Raw genomic sequence first — 21,563 nt, 5'->3', positions numbered from 1 at the left:
GAGTCATGCGTCACCGGTCCTGACCGGTGCGACAGGGGATCATGAATGACCGATATCGTTCAGCGCTATGACCCGGCAGGTGCAAGCGCGCCTGAGCTGCGGCTGTGGCGGCGTTGCGCGAGGGCGGATGACATGCAGCCGGATCGAGCCTTGAGACGACTCTGGCCCGCCTTGAAGACTTGGGCGCTCGGGGCCAATCGCCTGTTCCAAAGCCCTGGAGAATTGAGAACGATGATGGGGGAGAACGCGTGACCAAGGCTTTCGAAACGACTGCGCAGGTGCGATTTGCCCACGTCGATCCCGCGGGCATCGTGTTCTATCCGCGCTATTTCGAGATGCTCAACGGCGCGGTGGAAGATTGGTGCGAACAGGCGTTGGGCGCCGATTTCCACCAATTGCATATCGTGCGCAAGGTGGGCGTTCCCACCGTGAAAATGTCCGTCGAATTCTCAGCCCCCAGCTGCCTCGGTGATCGCCTGACAATTGGCGTCATGCCGATAAGGCTCGGCCGCAGCAGTTGCGATCTCGACATCCGGTTCACCTGCAAAGGCGAATTGCGCCTTCATGCCCAGGTCGTACTGGTGTGCATGGATCTGACCACCCACCGCGCCACGCCGTGGCCTGAAGACATTCGCCCGCATATTGCCGAAGGGCTTTCGCAACCTGCCTGAAGCCGCCGACGGTACGCGCATGCACAACTCGGGAACCGATGCCACAGCGAGGTCTGCGCGGGGTGGAACAGCTCGATCCGCAGGCTTGATTGAGAACGGCTAGAGCGGGGCGTCCCAAGCGGACAGGGGAACGATGTCAAGCGAGGTGACACGGCCGCCTGCATCCTGGCCAAGGCGGATATCAACCACACCGCCATCATAGCGGGCGCGCAGGCGCCAGGTGACGCCGCCGCAGCCCGGCCCGCTGCCGAAAACCGCCAGTTCCCGCCGCGCACCAAGAGGGGCGAGGAGCTGGGCGTACTGGGCGACCATCTCTTCGAGATCAACCCTGGCAAAGTCGACATAATGCGCGCGATCGACACGGCCTGCAGCAATGCCATCAAGCAGGGTTCCCACATGCGCAACCAGCGAGGCGGGTGCATCGGGCATCGGAGTCGCCGGTCCGGCCAGACCGGGCCGCTGCGTTGCAACGATCCGGCGCGCGAGGCTGGAAACGTCGGCGGTTTCACCATTGGCGAGGACGACGACGGTGAGATCCTCCGCAGGGTAGCGAACCGCAAAGGTCTGGAAACCCTGCCAGCTGCCGCCATGCGACCACGAGTGGCCACCACCTTCGCCTTCGAGATACCATCCCGCGCCATATCCGCAGCGCGCGGCATCGGCCAGGGCGGCCGGCTGAGCAACTTGCAGCCAAGACGCGGGCGAGAGCAACCTGCCGCGCGAGAGCGCCTGCGCCCAGGCGGCATAATCGAGCGCGGAAAGGTAAAGCGAGCCATCGGCGGTGGAATTGGCCGTGGCAGAAATCCGTTCGGCATTGCGCCAGGCGCCATCGCGCAGTTCATAGCCAGAGGCGCGGCCCGGAATGACCGCAAGTTCATCGATCCCGCGCGCCCGCGCCATGCCGGTGGGGGCGAAGACCCGCTTCTGCAGGAAGGTGGCGTAGTGATCACGAGTAACGCGGCGGATGACGAAGCCAAGAACGATGTAACCGGCATAGCTGAATCGCCAGTGCGCACCGGGACGGAAATTAAGCTGCTGCCCCGCAATGATGCCGAGCAGTTCAGCCTCGGTATATTCCTTCTGGAAATCACCGCTGGGCGTGGCGGGAATGCCAGAGGTGTGGTTCAGCAAGTGCCGAATGGTAACGGGCGCCCAGGTAGCAGGAAGTTCCGGCAGGTATTTGCGTACCGGATCATCGAGCGCAACCTTCCCGTCTTCGGCCAGAAGCAGGATGCCCGCCGCGGTAAACTGCATGCCCAGCGCCCCGGTCTTGAACAGGGTATCAGGCCCGACCGGGGTGGCTGTTTCGATATTCGAGAGGCCATAGCCCTGCAGGCGACGGATGACGCCGTGATCGATAACGCCGACGGCGATGCCCGGCACATTGGCGCGGGCCCGTTCTGCGGCCACGAGATCGTCAACCGTATCCGCCGATGCCGGCATGGCCGTGATGGCCAGGCTTAAAGCGGCGGCAGAATGGACGGCAGCATGGAAGCGGGGAAAGTTGCTCATGCCACGGTTATGCCCTTTGCCCGGGATTGCCAGTATGACCGAAACGGACGATTGCTTTTCCAGCGCGGCCAGAAGGCTTTGACACCGCGCAGCCGGCGCCTTCAGCGCTGGCCTGCGGTCGACGTAGCGATGGGTCGATACTCGGGCGTGCTGGCGGAGCGATCCCAGATGCCTTGGGTGCGCACCGGACGCTGCAGCACGGGCGTTGCGCCGAGATTGGCGCTGCCGAGGGTGCGCACCTGATAAAGCGCTTCGAACCCCTGTGGCGCCCGTGCCACGGTGTCGCGCAGGGTGCCGAGCCGCACAGTGTCCACCACGAGATCAGCCATTTCGCGCAATCCGGGATCGCGCAGGCTGGCAATCACCAGCAGGCTGTTGCCGGCTGGCCCCGGGATGCGTGCGATATAGCCATAATCGCGGCGGGGCATCTTTTCATCGCGCAGTTCCACGCCATCCGAGTGGTATTGCTTACCGCTGGCCATGTCGGTCATCCCGACGAGGCTGTCGTCGAGGCGAAAGGGCGAAGCCTGGACGAAGGGATCGCGCAGGATCGCGCCAAGACCGCTCATCTGCCCGACGTAGACCACGTCGGTGGATTTGAGCAGTTCGGGCGAAAGCTGCGAAGCGGAGACAAGCCGGATCGACCGCTTGCGGAATGCAGCATCGCGCCGCAGTGCGTTGCGAATGGCGAACGTGGCCGCGATGGTGCCGGAGGTGACATATTGCTGGTTGTGATCCGCGACTTGCGCCGCCTTGTCCGGGTTCAGCATCTGGTAGATGATGAGGTCCTCCCGCGTGGGCACCGTGCGATCCCACACCTGAATGGGCCGCGCCGCGCCTGCGCCCTGACCCGAAATGCTGGTGAACAGGTAATAATCGCCCATGACGAGCGTGATCGGCCGATCCGAGCCGACAAGCGCAGCCCAAGGCATGGCCTTGGCCAGACCCGCACCCGTCGCGGGCCGGAACGCGAACCAACCGCCGATGGCGAGAAGGATTGCTGCAACCAGCGCGAGGACAAATCCTGCGCTACTTCGGCCAAACGGACGGGGCGCTGGCGACGCAAGCACATCGGGCGTGGCGTCCAAGACATTCTCCCCCGAAGGTTCGACCAGCCGGAGCATATAGCTGCCAACCGGAAGGTCCAGCCGGGTGCCATCGGCCATGGCCGGCATATCATTCAAAAGCCGACGCAGGCGATGGATGTAGACCCGGACATTGGCGTCGCGCCGATCAAGCCCGGTGCGGCCGTTGGAGAACACCTCATCAGCGATCTGCTGTTCGTTGGGTGGTGCCCCGGCAAGGGTGCGCTCCAGCAGGAAATCAAACAATGCGGGCAGGCGATCAGACCTCCCCGTCCCCAGACGAGGGCGCACCTCGGACGCAGCGGCACGCATGGCTGCGCTGACTTCGCCTTGGCCAGCAGACGTTCCGGTCGGGGGATGACTCATTCGATCAAATATCAACAATTCCAGAATTCATGCAATCTCTGTTGCAAAAATGGAACAGACAACCACCCCCCCCTAGTCCAGCAGGACAAAGGTGCGCCAAGCAGCATAATTCGGGCACCTTGCCGCTACTGTAACGGTTTCACAACTGTAATCGACTTCGGAATCAGGTGGTTCGGCCACATCAATCGATCATCCTGCCAAGGCAGTGGCCGGGTGAGCCGCAGTGCGGACCACCTGATGCGCGGGGGCCGCCAAGAACGCCGCTGTCCCGGCAGGCCTGATCGATCGAGAGGAGTACCACATGAACCGCATTCGCAAGACCGCCGCCGCCCTGATCGGAGCGGGTGCCCTTGCCCTGTTTGCGGCGGCCCCGGCCGTTGCCCACCATTCCTTCGCCATGTTCGACCAGACCAAGATCAGCACGAAGGCAAAGGCAACTGTAGCGGAATTCCGCTTTACCAATCCGCATTCGTTCGTGGTGGTGAACGTGCGGGAAGGCGCCGGCATCACTCGCTATGCGCTGGAGTGCAGCAGCGTGAACATGATGAGCCGGGCAGGTTGGAAGCCCAACACGCTGAAGGCCGGCGACACCGTGGACATCACGTTCTATCCGCTGCGCAACGGCAAGCCGGGTGGGATGCTGAAGACCATCAAGGTGGCGGACGGCCGCACGCTGAGCGGCTGGTGAGCAACGGCCAAATCGGGATGGCAGGGGCCGACTATCCGTCCCCTGCCCCAGAACACCCGTACCGATCACCCGAACAGACAAAGGCGGACGGCATTGCACCGCGCCGCAAGGGAGAATTCTGCATGCGTCTTCGCAACTCCGCCCTGCTGGTCTGCGTGGCTGCAATGGCACCCGTCGCCTTCGCCTCGGTGAGCGCCCGGGCCGCCGATGCGCCGGCCAAGGCGGCCGCACCTGCTGCGGCAGCCGCGCCTGCCACCCAAGCACCAGACATCAACGGCGTGTGGGAAATCTATCCCGATCCTTTCGCAGGCGAGGAAAACACGTTCCTGGAGCTGCCCGTGCCAGGCGACGGGCCGAAGTTGCGCGAACCCTATGCAACAGAATGGAAGACGCTGCGCGCCAACCGCGATGCCAAGCTGAAGGCGGGCACCCCGCTGGTGGATGCCAGCACGCAGTGCCTGCCAGAAGGCATGCCTTCGATCATGGGCGCGATTTTCCCCCTGGAGTTCCTGCAAACGCCGGGGCAGGTGACCGTGCTGGCAGAATTCCTGACCCAGACGCGGCGCATCTACTTGAACAAGACGATGCCCCCCCTGGAAGAGATGACGCCCAACTTCTATGGCATGTCGGTAGGGCATTGGGAGGGTGACACGCTGATCGTGACCACCAAGGGCGTAAAGCCGGAAACCCGGTTCTTCGAGATCCCGCACAGTCTTGAAATGACGATCACGGAGCGCATCAAGGTGACCGGGCCGGGCCTGATCGAGAACCAGATCACCATCGACGATCCAAAGGTACTGAGCGAACCCTATCGCTTCACCTATGGCTATAAGCGCAACCCTGATTACCAGATCATGGAATACTTTTGCGACCGCGAAGACCCGCTGTTCCGGGTAAAGGAAGACGGCACGGTCGAAATGAAGACCGCAGACGAGATCAAGTAAGACAATGGCCACCCGGCGCGAAATGCTCGTTCAGGGCCTGGCCTCTACCGTAGCCCTGGTTGGTGCCGGCCGAGCGCTGGCCGGTGCCCTGCCCCGGGTTACCGGCGCGGTTCGGCGGGACGAGACCATACGCAACCTGGGCGGACTGGGCGATGGCTACAAGATGACGCTGCGGCCCGACGGATCGCAGCTGATCGTGGTGAACGACAGTCCGGGATGGGCGGAGCCCCCGCGCGAATTCTACAGCACGCGCATCTGGCAGATGACAGGCGGCCCGCTGGACGCGCGCTTCGCCGCCCTTCCCGGCTATCCGGTGCTGAACCGATCGGAACGCCCGGCAGAAGCGCCGCATTACTATGGCCACGGTGTGATCCAGACCGGCAGCACGATCCATCAGTTCCTGGGCACACTGGACCATGCAGAGGATCGGCCGCGCCATTGGACCGGGGCAAAGCTGGTCTATTCCACCGACAACGGCAAAACGTGGCACAACCAGGACGGATCGACGCCGGTGGTGTGGGAAGATTGGAAGGACCAGACCCGCGAGCGCATGGTGTTCTTCGAACCCGGTGGCTGCTTTTCGCTGCTGAGCGTTCTGCAGCATGGCGCGGGCAGGCCGGCGCCGGACGGCTATGTCTACGTCTATGGGCTGAACGGCAGCACCGACGGCATGATGAACGAACTTGTGCTGTTCCGCGCACGACCGCAGGACCTGGCCCTGCGGCAGAGCTATCGCTTCTTTGCCGGCCATGATTCCGCCGGGAAACCGCGCTGGAGCGCCGACATTGCCGAGCACCGGCCGGTCCACACCTTCCCGCGCGGATGGGTGAACAGCGTGAACCTGTTTCCCGGCGATCTTGTGGTTGAATCATGGCTGCCCAGCGTGGTCTACAATGCGCCGCTCGGCCTTTACATGATGGCGAGCGCCGGCATCGGCGTGGCAGACGATGGCACGGAGTTCGGCAAGCCGAGCTATATGGGCCTGTGGGTGGCCGAGAGGCCGACCGGCCCGTGGCGCCAGATCCACGAGGACACGGCCTGGACCCCAGGCGGTGATCCGCTTTCACGCGCCTATGCCCCGCAAATCGCACCGGGATGGATAGCACCGGATGGCAAGTCGTTCTGGCTGGTATGGCCCGACCTGAAGGGCATTCGCGAGTTCGGTGCACACGAGGGCGAACTGGAGGCTGCACTGGCTAAGGCCACCACCGCGCAAGAGCGCACGATAATCGAGACTGGTGTGCTCAAACGATCGATGCCAGGATTCAGCCTCAACCTGCAGCGGGTTGACCTGACACTGGCCTGACCTGAAGCCGAACTGCCCCTGCCCTGCCTCTGACCCTGTCGTGCAGTGATCTCCGCGCGGCCCTCCATGAATGGTCGACATGCCGGCTTGGGGTCTTCATACCTCAATCCGACACCGGCAACGACCGGGTGGGTGATTGGCCTCCAGCCGGGATGGACTCCCCGGTCGGTCGGTCAAAGGGGGAGAAAAGATGATGCGACGTGTTCTTGTTGTCGGGGGAGCCGGCCTGATCGGCGGTGCTATCGCTGTCCACTTGAGATCACTTGGCCATGACGTGACAATCATGGGCCGCCGCGCCCCGGCAAAAGGGGGCCTGGATGGTATCGCTTTTATGCAGGGAAGCTTCTTGGATCCTGCAATCAACAAGGCGAGGCTAGCCCCTTTCGACACACTGGTATTCGCGGCCGGGAACGACCTGCGCCAGGTTCCACCCGATGATGCCGAGCGAAACCATTTCCACCACGCGAACACGATCGGGGTTCCAGCGTTCATCGCGCGGGCCAAGCGCGCCGGCATGGCCTGCTGCGTTTATGTGGGTACCTATTACCCGCATCTGGTGGCGCCCGAAGTGGTGGCTGGCGAGCCTTACCTTCGATCCCGCCTTGCAGCGGAAAAAGCGCTGCTGGCGCTTTCGGACGATACCTTCCGGGTCTGCTCGCTGAATGCCCCGTTCGTGCCGGGGAAGGTGGACGGCGTAAGTTCGCTACCGATCGACGCGTTGGTGCGATTCCTGATCGCAGAAGGGGACGATGCGTGGATCATTCCTGGCGGCTCCAACTTCATTTCAACCAATGCCTTTGCCGAAGCCGCAGCGGGTGCGATCGAACGGGGTGAAGGCGGCGCCGCGTACCTCATGGGGGACGAAACTTGGACGTACGAGCATTACTGCAATCTGCTCCTCGAAGGCATGGGACGAGGTCCGATCCGCCATGTGCGCGACGAGCCGCACCCGGTGTTCGTTGACGAATCGCTCTATGCAGGAAGGACCACGCAGATCGCATATGAGCCGGATCCGGCGATGGTTGCCCTGCTGGGGTACACGCGCAACGAGACAGCTGCGGTCGTGAAGGCAATCGCCCCCTACTACGAAGCGCGAGCGCTGGCGGGCACGCCAATCTAGGCCGGTGGCACCTTGACCTGCTTTACATCTCAACCTATGCATTTGCATAGGAATCGAGATTTGAGAGGCAGGTCATGGCGGAGCGCTCGTTTGCGAAAGAAGTAGAACACCTCCGCCTGGGTGACGGCGAGACCTTCAAGGGCGAGGCCATCCTTGCGATCACCAAGGGTCTGTTGCAGGCGGGTGTTTCGTATGTCGGGGGCTATCAAGGCTCGCCCATCTCGCATCTGATGGACGTGCTTTCGGACGCAAAGGACATTCTCGACGAGCTGGGCGTGAACTTCCAGAGTTCGGCCAACGAGGCGACGGCGGCGGCGATGCTCTCGGCCTCTGTCATGTATCCTCTGCGCGGGGCCGTCGCGTGGAAATCAACGGTGGGCACCAATGTCGCCTCCGACGCGCTGGCCAACCTCGCATCTGGCGGGGTTACCGGCGGCGCTATGGTGATCATCGGCGAGGACTATGGCGAAGGCTCCTCGATCATGCAGGAACGCACCCACGCCTTTGCCATGAAATCGCAGATGTGGCTGCTCGATCCGCGCCCCGATCATGGCTGTATCGTCGACTTGATCGAAAAAGGTTTCCAGCTTTCCGAGGCATCGAACACGCCGGTCATGCTGGAAGTGCGGGTGCGGACCTGCCACATGCATGGCAGCTTCGTGGCGAAGGACAACGTGCGTCCAGAGTTCACTCTGCGTGATGCACTGGAAACACCGACACGCGACCTTGACCGGATCGTACTGCCGCCTGCCGCCTATCAGCATGAACAGGAGAAGATCCTGCGCCGCCTGCCCGCAGCGATCGACTTCGTTCGGGAGAACCGGCTGAACGAGTGGTTCGGTCCGCGGGAGGGCAAGGTTGGCATCGTGCTGCAGGGCGGGATGTACAACAACGTGATCCGCGCATTGCAGCACCTGGGCCTGTCGGACGCCTATGGCCGGACGCAGGTGCCGCTTTATGTGATGAACGTGACCTACCCCGTGATCGACAGCGAAATCGCCGCCTTTGCGGCGGGCAAGGACGCGATCCTGATGGTGGAGGAAGGGCAGCCCGAATACCTGGAACAGGCAGTCAACACCATCCTGAAGCGCAAGGATGCACCAACGCGGGTGCATGGCAAGGACGTGCTGCCGATGGGCGGCGATTATTCGGTGCAGGCGCTGATGGAGGGGATCAACGCATTCCTGGACCAGAACCATCCCCACCTGCGGGGCAACCGGCCGCCGCTGCCCGATGCTCGCCCGGTGCTGGCGCTGCCTGAGGTGGAGCGGTTGAAGTCCGTGGTGCCGAGCCGGCCGCCGGGGCTGTGTACGGGGTGCCCGGAACGCCCGATCTTTGCGGCAATGAAGATGGTCCAGCAGGATTTGGGGGAGCACCACGTTTCGGCCGATATCGGCTGCCACCTGTTTTCGATCCTGCCACCGTTCAACATCGGCACCACGACGATGGGCTTCGGACTGGGCGCTGCATCGTCAGCCGCGTTCAGCCAGAAGGGCGGAAAGCGGTCAATCGCGGTGATGGGAGACGGCGGGTTCTGGCACAACGGCCTGACCAGCGGCATCGGCAACGCCGTGTTCAACAAGCACGACGGCGTGTTCCTGATTGTGGACAATTACTACTCTTCGGCCACGGGGGGGCAGGACATCCTTTCATCCCGCGCGCCGAACAGGAATCGCAAGACCAACAACCCGATCATCAAGGCGGTGGAGGGTGTGGGCGCGACCTGGGTGCGCGAAGTGGACCGCACCTATGACGTAGGCCGGATGAAGGAGGTGTTGACCGAAGCACTGACTACGCCCGAAGAAGGCCCCAAGATCATCATCGCATCATCGGAATGCATGCTGAACAAGCAGCGCCGGGTGAAACCGCAGATCGCCAAGGCGATCAAGGGCGGCCAGCGTGTGGTGAAGGAACGCTTTGGCGTGGACGAGGATGTGTGCACGGGTGACCACGCCTGCATCCGCCTGTCGGGCTGCCCCTCGCTATCGGTCAAGCAACTGGATGATCCGCTGCGCGACGATCCGGTTGCGGCGATCGACAATTCCTGCGTGGGCTGCGGCAACTGCGGCGAGGTTTCGGAAGCGGCAGTACTGTGCCCGTCGTTCTACCGCGCCGACGTGATCCACAACCCGACCTGGTGGGACCGGACCAAGTCCCGCGTGACAATGGCCGTGATCGGCTTGCTGCAGGCCTATCGCGCCCGCCGCCGCATCTCGGTGGAGTTTGCCTGATGCTTAGAGACGAAACCGTGCGACTGGCGATCGCCCCCGCTGGCGAGGCGACCGAGCGGCCGATTTCGATCGCCATCGTGGCGATGGGTGGACAGGGCGGCGGCGTGTTGACCGGATGGGTGGTGCGGCTGGCCGAAGATGCGGGCTGGGTGGCCCAATCCACATCGGTGCCCGGCGTGGCCCAGCGAACCGGCGCGACGATATACTATGTGGAGATGATGCCTGCGCAGGACGGGCTGAAGCCAATTCTGGCGCAGATGCCTACGCCGGGCGATGTCGACATCGTGATCGCATCCGAGTTCATGGAAGCGGGCCGATCAATCCTGCGCGGAATCGTCACGCCAGAACGGACCACGCTGATCGCATCGGATCACCGCGCACTGGCAATATCGGAAAAGAGCGCGCCAGGGCTGGGCATTGCCGACAGCAGTGCAGTGAACGATGCGACTGGCGTGACTGCCCGACGGCTGGTGGTGTTTGACATGGACGCTCTAGCTACAGCCAATGGCAGCGTGATCTCTGCCGCCATGTTCGGCGCGCTGGCGGGATCGGGCGCCCTGCCCTTCCCCCGCGAAGCCTATCACGCGGTGATTTCCGCCGAGGGCAAGGGTGTGGCGGCAAGCTTGCGCACATTCGACGCGGCGTTCGACCGGGCGCAGGGCCGAGAGGAGCCCCAAGTGCCTGCAGTGGCCGAAAAGCCGGCGGAGATGGCACCAACGGGACGGATGCCGCGCTTCGCCGATGCGCGCATGGAAGGTCTGGCGCGCCGGGTTGAGGCCATGGGGCTGCCGCAGCGGGTGACAGAAATGGCACTGCATGGGCTGGCCAAGGTAGTCGATTTCCAGGACGTTGCCTATGGCGCAGAGTATCTGGCGCGGTTGCAGGGCTTACTGGAGCTGGACCGTTCGCTCAAGGGCGCCGGCCGCGACCACGAACTGACCTTTCAGGCAGCGAAATACCTTGCGAATGCAATGGTATATGACGACATCGTGCGCGTTGCTGACCTGAAGACGCGAGCGCAACGCAGGAAGCGCATAGCCGGGGAGATCGGCGTGGGCGAAGACCAGATCCTGCAAACAACGGAATACATGCACCCGCGCTTGGAGGAGCTGGCCGGCATATTGCCCGCCAGACTTGCACGCTGGCTGCAGAGCAAGGCCGGATTCTACGGCTGGCTGGACCGCAGGATCGACAAGGGCCGTCGGGTGCGGACTTATTCGATCGGTTGGTTCGTAGTCCTGTATGTAGTGGGCGGGTTGCGCGGATGGCGACGCGCATCACTGCGCCACCAGACAGAGACGGCGCACATCGCCGATTGGCTGGTCCGCGTCAGCGAGGCAGCGCACAAGGATTATGAGCTGGGCGTGGAAGTGCTGAAGTGCCGCAGACTGATCAAAGGATACTCCGACACGCACGACCGGGGCAAATCCAAGTTCACCCGGGTGCTCGATACCATTGGCAAGTTGAATGGGCGTGAAGACGCCGTGCAATGGGCGCGTCGCCTGCGCGAGACCGCCATTCGTGATGGCGAAGGCAGGGACCTGGACGGGTTGATCCGCACGATCGGATCATTCTCCTGACAACACCCCTGACCTTGGGAAGGGCGAGAGCGCTTGCCTGATGCAGCCGCAGGCGGCAATACGCCTGCGGTCAGTGCCTGCGACGGGTGCTGGGCCGGGACATGAGTGGAACGGTACCTAAGGATGCAATCGCGCAGTTTGCCCGCCCTTGTGTGGATCAGCACGCTGTCGCTGCACGGGGACATCTACAACCGGCTGAATCGGGCAATGGTGCGCGAATGCGGCCTTACGCTGGCGAAGTATGACGTACTTGCGCAGTTGCATGGCAATCCCGAAGGCCTGACACTGGGCGCGTTGACCCGAAAGCTGAAAGTGACGGGCGGCAATGTGACCGGGTTGGCCAAGCGTTTGGTGGCAGAAGGACTGGCCACGCGCGAGATGGCACCGCATGACCGGCGATCGTTCATCGCGCGGATAACGCCGCAGGGATCGGCGGCATTCGAGGCGGCACGCACGCAGCATGACGCGCTGTTGCAAGAATGGATGGACGGACTGACCGAAGCCGAGCTGGCACGGGCACTGGCCTCGCTGGACCAGATCCGCGCGGCGCTGGACAGGAGAATGGCAGGTGCGGACACAGTGGTGGATGATCCCGACGATGAAGGATAGTCCGCTGCCTCCCGCAACGACGGCTGAACTGGAAGAGCAGCTGTCCTACCTGGTAAACCGCCTTTCCCACCATGGGCAGGCGTCGATCGGAGCGATGCTGAAGCCGCACCGGGCCAACCTGGTGGTTTTGCGCACGCTTTCAATGCTGCACATCGAAGATGGCCTGACGATCAACGAGATCGCCGAGCGTACATTCTGCGAGCAATCCAAGGCCAGCCGCACGGTGGACGCGATGGTGCAATCTGGATTGGTGGAGCGGCACACGCCTGACTGCGACCTGCGCCGGCGTGAGGTTGTGTTGACCGCGCAGGGGCGCGCGTTGCTGCATGAATGCTGGCCTGAAATGGAGCGGTTCCACGCACAACTCGTCGTCGGCATCTCCGCAGAGGACCTCGCGGTGACACGGCGAGTGCTGAAGGCGATGACCGCGAACCTGCGCCCCTGATTGCAGACCAGATTTCGCAGCCCTGGCACCGGGGACCCGTTGCTTGACTCAATTTAGTTTAGTGCTAAATATATGCAAATGAATTTGACTGGAGGGGGCAACGTGAGCGGCGAGGCGGGACACGGAAGGACGGAAACAGTCTTTTCCCGGTTTGCGGCGACGGCAGCCCGGTATCCCGACAAGCCGTTCCTGAATGTGTTGCCTGAAACGGCAGCCATCTATGGAATCGCGGCTGGCGAAATCGGCTATGCCACGATGCTTTCGCGCGTGGAGACTAGGCGCGCAGCAATGGCGGCGGCAGGCATGGGCCAAGCGACCAGGATCGGCCTGCTGCTGGAAAACCGCCCGTCGTTTGTTGAGATATTCCTCGCAGCCAACAGCCTGGGCGCATCGGTCGTGCCGATCAATCCCGACCTGCGTGCGGCCGAGCTGGAGTACCTTATCGCGCATTCCGAAATGGCGCTGGCCATTGCGCTGCCGGAGCGGTGTGACGAGATTGTTGCTGCCGGCGTGTCCGGCGGCAACCCGATTGCCTGCGTGGGTCCGGACGATGCCCTTCCAGCCCTGCCCGACCGGCCCGCGCAGGCAACTGTTGCAGGCGCTGGCGACGCAAAGGTGGAAGCGGCGCTGCTCTATACTTCAGGCACGACGGGGCGCCCAAAGGGCTGCGTCCTTTCCAACGCATATTTCCTGCATTCGGGCGACTGGTATCGCGACACCGGCGGGCTTATCACGCTGCACGAGGGTGAGGAGCGGATGCTGACGCCGCTGCCCGTGTTCCACATGAACGCCATGTCGGTTTCGCTGGTGGCGATGATCACGGTTGGTGGTTGTCTCACCATGCTGGACCGGTTCCATCCGCGCAGCTGGTGGGATTCGGTACGGGACAGCGGTGCGACCTGCCTGCATTACCTGGGCGTGATGCCGGCAATGCTGATGGGCGCGCCGGAGAGCCCGGCCGATCGTGATCACAAGGTGCGCTTCGGCTTTGGCGCAGGATCCCCGCGCGAGTTGCACGCCCCGTTCGAGACACGGTTCGGTTTCCCCTTGATCGAAGCCTGGGCGATGACCGAGACCGGTAGCGGTGGGGTGATCAGCGCACATAACGAGCCGCGCAAGGTAGGCACCAGTTGCTTTGGCCGACCAGGGTCGGAGATCGAGATTCGCATCGTGGACGAAGCCGGGCGCGATGTGGCGAACGATGAACAAGGTGAACTGCTGGTGCGCCGGTCTGGCCCCGATCCGCGCTATGGCTTTTTCACCGAATACCTGAAGGACGCACAGGCGACTGCCGAGGCTTGGGACGGTGGCTGGTTCCACACGGGCGATATCGTGCTGCGCGACGGCGACGGCGACTTGCACTTCGTGGACCGCAAGAAGAACGTCATCCGTCGATCGGGCGAGAACATTGCCGCAGTGGAGGTGGAAGCGATCTTGGCGCGGCACCCGGCGATCCGTGAAGTGGCAGTGGCGGCGACGCCCGATCCGGTACGCGGCGACGAAGTGGCGGCACTGGTGGTTTGCGACGACGCGGGCGAACCCGAGCAGGTGGCGAGCGACATCGTGCGATGGGCCCTGGGACAGATGGCGTATTACAAAGCGCCGGGTTGGCTCGGCTTTGTAGACGCGCTGCCGCGCACGCCGACCGAGAAGATCCTGCGTGCGGCGCTGAAGACCGTGGTGGCCGAGAAAATGGACCGTGGCGAGTTGCACGATACCCGCGCCTTCAAGAAGCGGCAGGGATGAGAGCGGAAGGATGACGCGCCGACAGGCCCCCTACGATGGCGTGGTCGTGTGCGCCCCGGTGACAGTGCCCTATCGCCGGTTCTCGGCCGAGCCAGCACACTGGTGGGCGGGCCGTGCATTGCGGCAATTGCGGGATGAAGCTGGCCTGACGCCTGCGGACATCGACGGATTCTGCTTTGCAAGCTTTTCAAGCGGGCCGGACACGGCCGTGGGGCTGACCCAACACTTGGGCCTGTGCCCGCGTTGGCTGGACCACATTCCCACCGGCGGGGCAAGCGGAGTGATGGCGCTGCGGCGGGCAGCCCGTGCGGTGCAATGTGGCGATGCCGAACTGGTGGTTTGTCTGGCTGCGGACACCAACCAGATCGACAGCTTTCGCCACAGCCTTTCAGGCTTTTCCCGCTTTTCGCAGGATGCAGTCTATCCCTATGGCTTTGGCGGGCCGAATGCGACCTTTGCGCTGATCACCGATGCGTACATGCGGGAGTACGGCGTGACGCGTGCCGAGTTCGGCAAGCTGTGCGTGGCGCAGCGCGCCAATGCGGGATCGAACCCCGTTGCGCTGCAGCGCAAGCCGCTGAGCATGGAAGCCTATATGGCGGCGCGGCCGATTGCCGATCCGGTGCACCTGTTCGACTGCGTGATGCCATGCGCGGGAGCCGAGGCATTCATCGTGACCACACCGGAGCGGGCCGAGCAGCTGAAACTGCCGATGGCCCAGGTGCTGGCCACAATAGAACGGCACAACGCCTTTGCCGAGGATCCGGTGCAGCTGCGCGGGGGATGGGTGTTGGACATTGACCAACTGTGGGAAGCCGCACGCATCACACCCACTGATGTGGACACGCTTCAGGTCTATGACGATTATCCGGTGATCGTTGCGATGCAGATCGAGGACCTGGGCTTCTGCCCGAAGGGTGAGGTGGCGCGCTTCATTCGCGAAACCGACTTCACCATTGAGGGAAACCTGCCGCTGAACACCAACGGCGGCCAGCTTTCTGCCGGGCAGGCGGGCGCGGCCGGCGGGTTCCAGAACATGACCGAGGGTCTGCGCCAGATCCTGCACCGGCCGCTGGGCGCACAGGTGCCGCAGGCGAAGATTGCGGCGGTATCGGGGTTCGGGCTGGTGAATTTCGACCGTGGGGTGTGCACTGGCGCAGCTCTTCTGGAGGCGCTGCCATGAGCGGCGCGCGCGAAAAGCGCGATCCGTTGGCGCGCAAGCGGCTGCGCCACGTTCCACCGGGCGCGCGCAGCCGGGCAATGCACGCATTATCGGCCCGCGCGGCGCAGGGGCGCCTCGTGATGCAGGCGTGCAGTGATTGCGACAAGGTGACTTACCCTCCGCGCGATGCCTGCCCGGCGTGCTGGGGCGAACTGGGCTGGCGCGAACAGCCGGCGGGCGCACAAGTGTTGTGCGAAACGACGGTCCGGGTTTCGACCGACCCCTATTTCCGCGATCATATGCCGTGGCGGATGGGCAAGGTGCAGATGGATGCGGGGCCTGTGGCGCTGGTTCACCTGCATGCTGCCCTGCATCCCGGTGACCGCGCGCATGTGCGGGCCATGGTGGACCGTGGCGGCAATGCGGCGCTTTTCGCCATTCCCGAAGGAGCAATCGACCTGATGAGCGATCCGCAATGGCGCGAGTTCGTGGTGCCAGTGGCCGGGCGGATCGCACTGGTTAGCGATGCGCGCAATGCCATTGGCCGCGCGGTAGTGCGCGAACTGCAGACAGCAGGCGCGGAGCTGGTGGTGGCCGGCCTGCCCGGACCGGCGCTGGCCAGTGATGCTTACGATGCGGTGTACGCGCTCGATCGGGTGCAGACGATCGCACTGGACGTGACCGATCCGGTATCGGTGGCGGAGGCGGCGAGCCGGATCGGCGGCCCCTTGGACATCGTGGTAAACACCGCGCGCCACGTGCGGACCGGCGGCATGAGCGCGGGCAACGCACTCGTGGAGCAACGCCGTGCACTGGAAGTTTCGGCGATGGGGCTTTCGCGGTTGGCGGCGACTTTCGCGCCGATACTGGCGGGCAGGCCCAACGGGGCGTTCGTGGACGTGCTTTCATCCGCCGCGCTGGCCGGCGATGCCGGCAATGCGGGCTTTGCCGCAGCGGAAGCGGCAAGACTTTCCCTACTGCAAGCCTTCCGCCACGAAATGCGCGGCACAGGCGTGCGGGTGCTGTCGGTATTCACCGGGCCAGTGGATGACTCCGATCACCAGCATGCCCCCCCGCCCAAGGTGCCACCCGTGCGGATCGCCGGCGCAATTGCCGAAGCGCTGGCCAACGGGCGCGAGGAAACCTGCGTGGGCGACGTGGCAGCCGATGCGATGATGCGCTGGCTGGCCGATCCATCGCTTTATGTGCGGGAGAAGAACCTGTGAGCACGACCCCTGCCCTGCTTTCCGACCTGGCTGTTGCGATTGCCGGCGGATCCATCGAGATCGTGGATCTGACCAACGTGCTGTCGAGCGATTTCCCGGTGATCGTGCTGCCGTCCGAATTCGGGCAGTGCGAGCCGTTCCGGATAGAGACGGTGTCCCGCTATGACGGCAATGGCCCGGCGTGGTACTGGAACAACATTTCCATGAACGAGCACACCGGCACGCACTTCGACGCGCCGGCGCACTGGATCACGGGCAAGGACGTGCCCAACGGCACGGTGGACGCGGTGGCGCCGCGTGACTTCTTTCACCCGGCGGTGGTGGTGGACATCAGCGCGCAGGCCGCGGAAGACGAGGATTTCGTGGTGACACGCGCGTTCCTTGAAGAGTGGGAAAATGCCAACGGGCCGATCCCGCCACGCCACTGGGTGCTCCTGAGAAGCGACTGGTCAAAGAAGGTGGGCACGGTATCGTACCTTAACCTGCGCGAGGACGGGGCGCATTCGCCCGGACCGGACGCTGGGGCGATGCGGTTTCTGGTGCACGAGCGCGACTGCGTGGGGCTGGGCGTGGAAACGGTGGGGACCGATGCAGGCCAGGCATCGCATTTCGATGAGCCATTGCCGGCGCATTCCATCCTGCATGGCAACGGCCGCTTCGGACTGCAGTGCCTGACCAACCTGGACCAGTTGCCGACATTCGGCGCGATGATCGTGGCGATGCCGCTGAAGATCAAGGGCGGTTCCGGCAGTCCGCTGCGTGTGGCCGCCATGGTGCCCAAGGCTTGATAACGCAGATGCGGCCAACTGCGCCACGACGCACTTGCGCCGCGCCGATGGATTGGCAAGCTGGCGCGGCGCGAGGGCCCGCTGGATGGCCGGATTGACCAACAAAAGCGGCAGAAGCGTCATCACGGCACTGCCCCGCAGCCGCCATCATCCGCCCCGGTCCGCAGGACCTTCAAACAGCCGAGCAGACATGGCCACTTCCCCGCAGAAATCACAAGACACAGGCGGCCTGCATTCCGGTATGCTGGGCACAGGCGATATTGTGTTCATGATCCTGGCCTGTGCCGCGCCGATGGGCGTGCTGGCCGGAATCATTCCGCTTGCGCTGGCCTTCGGCAACGGTGCGGGCATGCCGGGCACACAATTGCTGATCTGCGCAGTCATGGTGCTGTTTGCGGTGGGATATGTCCGCATGATCCCTCACGTGCGCAATGCGGGCGCATTCTATGCTTACATTGCAGCCAGCCTGAACAAGGAGGCAGGCATAGCCGCCGCCTATACTGCTGTGGTCGCCTATATCTGCGCCGCCGCGTCTGTCTTGGGGGCAATGGCGTTCTTCGCTTCGGACCTGATGCAAACGACCTTTGGCGTGACAACACCGTGGGTGCTTTGGGCGGCGCTGGCAATCGCAGTGATTTCCTGGTTGGGATATCGCAAGATCACGATGGCAGCCAAGGTTCTGACGGTTGCGCTTCTGCTTGAAGTGGGTCTGATCCTGCTGATCGACGGACTGATCCTGTATGATCGCGGATGGAGCGGGCTGGACTTCAGCAGCTTTAGCCCCGCCAAGGTTTTCGCCCCGGGTCTGGGGATTGGCGTGATCTATGCCATCAACGGCTGTATCGGCTTTGAGGCGACGGCGATCTACCAGGAAGAGGCGATTGACCGCGAGCGCACAATCCCACGCGCCACCTATGGCGCGGTCCTTGTGCTTGGCACGTTCTATGTCCTTTCTGCTTGGTGCCTGGTGCTGGCCGAAACACCCGAGCGGGTGCAGCAGGTGGCGGCAGCTGACCCCGGCCGACTGGTGAGTGGCATCGCCCTGCGATATCTGGGCGAATTTGGCCGGGAAGCCTTGAACCTGCTGACGGTGACGAGCCTGTTTGCGGCAGCGTTGGGCTTTTTCAACAATATCGCCCGGTATTTCTTTGCCCTTTCGCGCGACGGGCTGATCCCGGCTGCATTGGGCCGGGTCCATCCCCGCCATGGCTCTCCTTATAATGCGTGTCAGTTGCTGACCGTAATCCTGGCAGCAATCATCGCCCTGTTTGCCCTCGCCGGCCTGGACCCCCTGCTGAGCCTTTCCACCAGCCTGTCTTCGATGGGAGCGGTGGGGCTGGAGATTCTACTGACTGCGACATCGCTTTCCATCCCGGTGTTCTTTGCGCGGCGTGGAGAGTTCTCGCTGGGCAAGACGCTTGCACCGCTGTTGAGCGGGATCATCATCGGCATCGCCACGATCCTGTCTCTTGCCAACTACCAGGCACTGACCGGGACGACGCTGCTGGTTGTGAACAGCCTGCCGTTCTTGTTCCTTTTGACCGCTTTTGCCGGGATCGCCCACGGGGCCTATCTGCGGCGCAAGGCCCCCCATACCTATGCCCGCGTGGGCACGACGCAAGTGGAAGGTGATGCTGCTCCGGCAGCAGCCTGACGCATGCACGTCTCACGCCAAACGGAGCCCAGAGCATGGCTATCGCCCCACCCGTCACCGTACCGAACCTGAACGAAATCTCCCTGCCGAGCGGGCTTATCCTGCTCGACGGGCGGCTGGTGGAACCGCTTCGGCCCGATCGCACGATTGCGGCAATCGACCCGGCGACTGGCGGGACGATCATGCACTTCCATGCCTGCGGCGTGGAAGACGTCAACCGCGCGGTGGAAGCGGCCCAGCGGTGTTACGAGAGTGATGCCTGGCAAGGCATGCGGCCGATCGACAGGGGTCGCCTGCTTGAGCGTCTGGCGCTGCTGGTGGAGCGGGATCGCGAAGAGCTGGCCCGGCTGGAATCGCTGGACAGCGGCAAGCTACTGGCCGTGACCAATGCAATCGACCTGCAGTTCACGATAGACGGCCTGCGCTATTTTGCCGGATGGGCATCAAAGATCGCTGGCGAGTATGTCTCGCACTCTCCACTCGTCCCCGAACCGGCGATCTACCGCGCCTATACCCAGCGCCGCCCAGTTGGCGTGGTGGCGGGCATCACGCCGTGGAACTTCCCCATCGGGCAGGCGATCCAGAAGATCGCGCCAGCCATCGCGTTCGGCTGCACGGTTGTGCTGAAGCCTTCGGAAGAAACGTCGCTGAGCACGTTGCGGCTCGGCGAACTGATCGTGGAAGCCGGGTTTCCGGCAGGCGCGGTCAATATCGTGACCGGATACGGTGCCGAAGTGGGTGCAGCGCTGGTGGACCATCCGCTGGTGCGCAAGATCGCCTTCACCGGATCGACGGCGACAGGTCAGCGCATCATGGAAGCGGCGGCACGATCGATGAAACGGGTGACGCTGGAGTTGGGCGGCAAGTCCCCCGCAATCGTGCTTCCCGATGCCGACCTGGAGCGAGCCATTCCCGGCGTGGCCGGCGCTATTTTTGCCAATTCGGGGCAGATCTGCACCGCGGGATCGCGTCTGCTGGTTCACGCATCGATTTTTGACGAAGTGCTGGCCGGGGTGTGCCGGATCGCATCGGAAATCAAGCTTGGTTCTCCGTTCGACGCACAGACGCAGATGGGCCCACTGATCTCGGCAAGGCAGCGCGATCGCGTGGCCGGGCTCGTGGCACAAGGTCTGGACGAAGGGGCATCAGCCCTTTCCGGTGGTACGGCTCCTGAGCGTGACGGCTGGTTCTATGCCCCTACAGTGCTGGGCGGGGTGGAACGCGATATGACAGTGATGCGCGAGGAGATCTTTGGCCCCGTGGTCTGCGCCGTCCGATATGACGACGTTGCAGATGCCGTCCGCATCGCCAACGATACGCCGTTTGGTCTGGCGGCCAGCATCTGGACCCGAGACATCGACCGCGCGCACCTGCTGGCCGACCGGATAGACGCTGGCACGGTGTGGCTGAACACCCACAACGTACTGGATCTTGCCATGCCGTTTGGTGGCAACAAGCTTTCCGGTGTTGGCCGAGAGTTCGGCAGTGAAGCGATGCAGGCCTTCACCGAACCCAAGGCAGTGTGCATGCGACTGGACGTTGCCGCAGCGGGCTTCTGATGGATCAGTCTCGGGGCGCTGTGAAGTGTTCGGCGAGCATGACGCCGCCGATCACCAAGGCTGCCCCGGGCAACATTGCCGCAGTCATACGTTCGCCAAGGAAAAGCACCGCCAATGTGGCGGCGACAATTGGAACGCCGTTGAAGAAATTGGCGGCGCGCGCCGGACCGATGCGTGCGACTCCCGCCATCCATAAAAGCGGTGCAGCAATCGAGGCCAGGCCTGCTGCGTAGAGCACGATCGGTAGATTGCGCTGATCAATGCCATGGCCGGGCGCAAGCAGGCAAGGAACGACCAACACCACCGAGGCTACCAGCGCCTGCAGAAACAGGCAGACTGTCTCCGGCACGGCACTGCGCCATTTGCGCATCAGCGTAGTATAGAGCGCGAAGCAGGCGGTAGCCGCAAGCATTGTTGCATCACCCGGGTTGAGCCCGTGCTTCGAAAGCCTGAACGGATTACCCCCGGTGACAACCACTGCCACGCCAACGAGCGAGACAAGCGCGCCAAGCCAGACGACCGGCAAGAACCGTTGCCCAAAAAGCACCATGGCAAGGCCAAGGGCCATGACCGGCATCAATGCCTGAATGACGCCCATGTTGATTGCAGAGGTATGGGCCGCAGCAACGTACATCAGAGTAGGGAAAAGCGCGCTGCCAAGCAGGCCAAGCACGATCTGGCGGCCAAGGATGCCACGCACCTCGGCCCAATGCTGCAGCAGTGCAGGCGCGACAAAAGGAGCGAGCAGCAGCGTGGCGATGAACCAGCGCCAGAAAGCGACTTCAGCCGCCCCGATTACGCCCGCGGATGCCTTGGTCACCACCGCGTTGCCACCCCACAGCAGCACTGCCGCCGCAGGCAAGGCATAGTC

At 63.4% G+C, this 21,563-nt stretch carries 19 protein-coding genes; 16 read left to right on the top strand and 3 right to left on the bottom strand.

All coding sequences use genetic code 11. The annotated features are described in order from the left end of the window. Positions 1 to 45: 45 nt before the first annotated feature. Together POM99_RS11175 and POM99_RS11170 are read left to right on the top strand one after the other, a co-directional pair. Positions 46 to 252: a hypothetical protein gene (locus tag POM99_RS11175; protein ID WP_277277775.1), complete on the top strand. Its 207-nt coding sequence runs from the start codon at positions 46 to 48 to the stop codon at positions 250 to 252. After that, a complete protein-coding gene (locus tag POM99_RS11170; RefSeq protein WP_277277773.1) occupies positions 249 to 671 on the top strand; it encodes an acyl-CoA thioesterase in 423 nt (140 codons plus the stop codon). The genes POM99_RS11175 and POM99_RS11170 overlap by 4 nt, the downstream gene beginning before the upstream one ends. Positions 672 to 770: 99 nt before the next feature. Here the strand turns inward: POM99_RS11170 and POM99_RS11165 are convergent, their stop codons facing one another. Both POM99_RS11165 and POM99_RS11160 read right to left on the bottom strand, forming a co-directional pair. Next, positions 771 to 2,183 (bottom strand): serine hydrolase domain-containing protein, encoded by a 1,413-nt coding sequence (locus POM99_RS11165; RefSeq protein ID WP_277277771.1) that lies wholly within the window; start codon positions 2,181 to 2,183, stop codon positions 771 to 773. Between the two features lie 101 nt (positions 2,184 to 2,284). Continuing rightward, positions 2,285 to 3,634 carry a helix-turn-helix domain-containing protein gene (locus POM99_RS11160; protein WP_277277769.1) on the bottom strand — a complete coding sequence of 450 codons (1,350 nt, stop codon included), beginning with the start codon at positions 3,632 to 3,634 and terminating at the stop codon, positions 2,285 to 2,287. 301 nt (positions 3,635 to 3,935) lie between these two features. Between POM99_RS11160 and POM99_RS11155 the strand changes: the two genes are divergently transcribed. From POM99_RS11155 to POM99_RS11090, 14 genes are all read left to right on the top strand, one after another. Continuing rightward, positions 3,936 to 4,322, top strand: a complete 387-nt coding sequence (locus POM99_RS11155) for a DUF6152 family protein (RefSeq protein ID WP_277277767.1) — start codon at positions 3,936 to 3,938, stop codon at positions 4,320 to 4,322. A 122-nt stretch (positions 4,323 to 4,444) separates the two neighbouring features. Continuing rightward, positions 4,445 to 5,266 (top strand): hypothetical protein, encoded by an 822-nt coding sequence (locus POM99_RS11150; protein ID WP_277277765.1) that lies wholly within the window; start codon positions 4,445 to 4,447, stop codon positions 5,264 to 5,266. A 22-nt stretch (positions 5,267 to 5,288) separates the two neighbouring features. Beyond that, entirely contained in the window at positions 5,289 to 6,572 is a 1,284-nt protein-coding gene (locus POM99_RS11145) for a glycoside hydrolase family 183 protein (protein ID WP_277277763.1), read from the top strand. Between the two features lie 190 nt (positions 6,573 to 6,762). Beyond that, the gene (locus POM99_RS11140; RefSeq protein WP_277277761.1) at positions 6,763 to 7,692 is read left to right on the top strand and encodes an NAD-dependent epimerase/dehydratase family protein; all 930 of its coding nucleotides are present in this window, start codon (positions 6,763 to 6,765) and stop codon (positions 7,690 to 7,692) included. A gap of 74 nt (positions 7,693 to 7,766) precedes the next feature. Continuing rightward, complete coding sequence (locus tag POM99_RS11135) at positions 7,767 to 9,923, top strand: thiamine pyrophosphate-dependent enzyme (RefSeq protein ID WP_277277759.1); 2,157 nt, start codon at positions 7,767 to 7,769, stop codon at positions 9,921 to 9,923. Next, positions 9,923 to 11,503 carry an indolepyruvate oxidoreductase subunit beta family protein gene (locus tag POM99_RS11130; protein WP_277277757.1) on the top strand — a complete coding sequence of 527 codons (1,581 nt, stop codon included), beginning with the start codon at positions 9,923 to 9,925 and terminating at the stop codon, positions 11,501 to 11,503. Before POM99_RS11135 ends, POM99_RS11130 begins: the two co-directional genes overlap by 1 nt. 123 nt (positions 11,504 to 11,626) lie before the next feature. After that, positions 11,627 to 12,112 carry a MarR family winged helix-turn-helix transcriptional regulator gene (locus POM99_RS11125; protein WP_277277755.1) on the top strand — a complete coding sequence of 162 codons (486 nt, stop codon included), beginning with the start codon at positions 11,627 to 11,629 and terminating at the stop codon, positions 12,110 to 12,112. Next, a complete protein-coding gene (locus POM99_RS11120) occupies positions 12,102 to 12,557 on the top strand; it encodes a MarR family winged helix-turn-helix transcriptional regulator (protein ID WP_277277753.1) in 456 nt (151 codons plus the stop codon). The genes POM99_RS11125 and POM99_RS11120 overlap by 11 nt, the downstream gene beginning before the upstream one ends. 78 nt (positions 12,558 to 12,635) lie before the next feature. Continuing rightward, positions 12,636 to 14,303, top strand: coding sequence for an AMP-binding protein (locus tag POM99_RS11115; protein WP_277277751.1), 1,668 nt, complete (start codon positions 12,636 to 12,638; stop codon positions 14,301 to 14,303). 10 nt (positions 14,304 to 14,313) lie between these two features. After that, a complete protein-coding gene (locus POM99_RS11110) occupies positions 14,314 to 15,486 on the top strand; it encodes a thiolase family protein (protein WP_277277749.1) in 1,173 nt (390 codons plus the stop codon). After that, positions 15,483 to 16,691 carry an SDR family NAD(P)-dependent oxidoreductase gene (locus tag POM99_RS11105; RefSeq protein ID WP_277277747.1) on the top strand — a complete coding sequence of 403 codons (1,209 nt, stop codon included), beginning with the start codon at positions 15,483 to 15,485 and terminating at the stop codon, positions 16,689 to 16,691. The genes POM99_RS11110 and POM99_RS11105 overlap by 4 nt, the downstream gene beginning before the upstream one ends. After that, on the top strand, positions 16,688 to 17,479 hold the full coding sequence (locus POM99_RS11100) for a cyclase family protein (RefSeq protein WP_277277744.1): 792 nt from the start codon (positions 16,688 to 16,690) through the stop codon (positions 17,477 to 17,479). The genes POM99_RS11105 and POM99_RS11100 overlap by 4 nt, the downstream gene beginning before the upstream one ends. A gap of 268 nt (positions 17,480 to 17,747) precedes the next feature. Next, a complete protein-coding gene (locus POM99_RS11095) occupies positions 17,748 to 19,133 on the top strand; it encodes an APC family permease (protein ID WP_277277743.1) in 1,386 nt (461 codons plus the stop codon). Positions 19,134 to 19,168: 35 nt separating this feature from the next. Beyond that, positions 19,169 to 20,692, top strand: a complete 1,524-nt coding sequence (locus tag POM99_RS11090) for an aldehyde dehydrogenase family protein (RefSeq protein WP_277277741.1) — start codon at positions 19,169 to 19,171, stop codon at positions 20,690 to 20,692. A gap of 4 nt (positions 20,693 to 20,696) precedes the next feature. On the opposite strand, the gene POM99_RS11085 is transcribed toward POM99_RS11090, so the two are convergent. Continuing rightward, positions 20,697 to 21,554: a DMT family transporter gene (locus POM99_RS11085; RefSeq protein ID WP_277277740.1), complete on the bottom strand. Its 858-nt coding sequence runs from the start codon at positions 21,552 to 21,554 to the stop codon at positions 20,697 to 20,699. Positions 21,555 to 21,563 lie beyond the last annotated feature (9 nt).

The sequence above is a fragment of the Novosphingobium cyanobacteriorum genome (genome assembly GCF_029436685.1).
Lineage (GTDB): Bacteria > Pseudomonadota > Alphaproteobacteria > Sphingomonadales > Sphingomonadaceae > Novosphingobium > Novosphingobium cyanobacteriorum.
The sequence above is the reverse complement of the archived record's forward strand: the minus strand, read 5'-3'. Positions and strand labels throughout refer to the sequence as shown.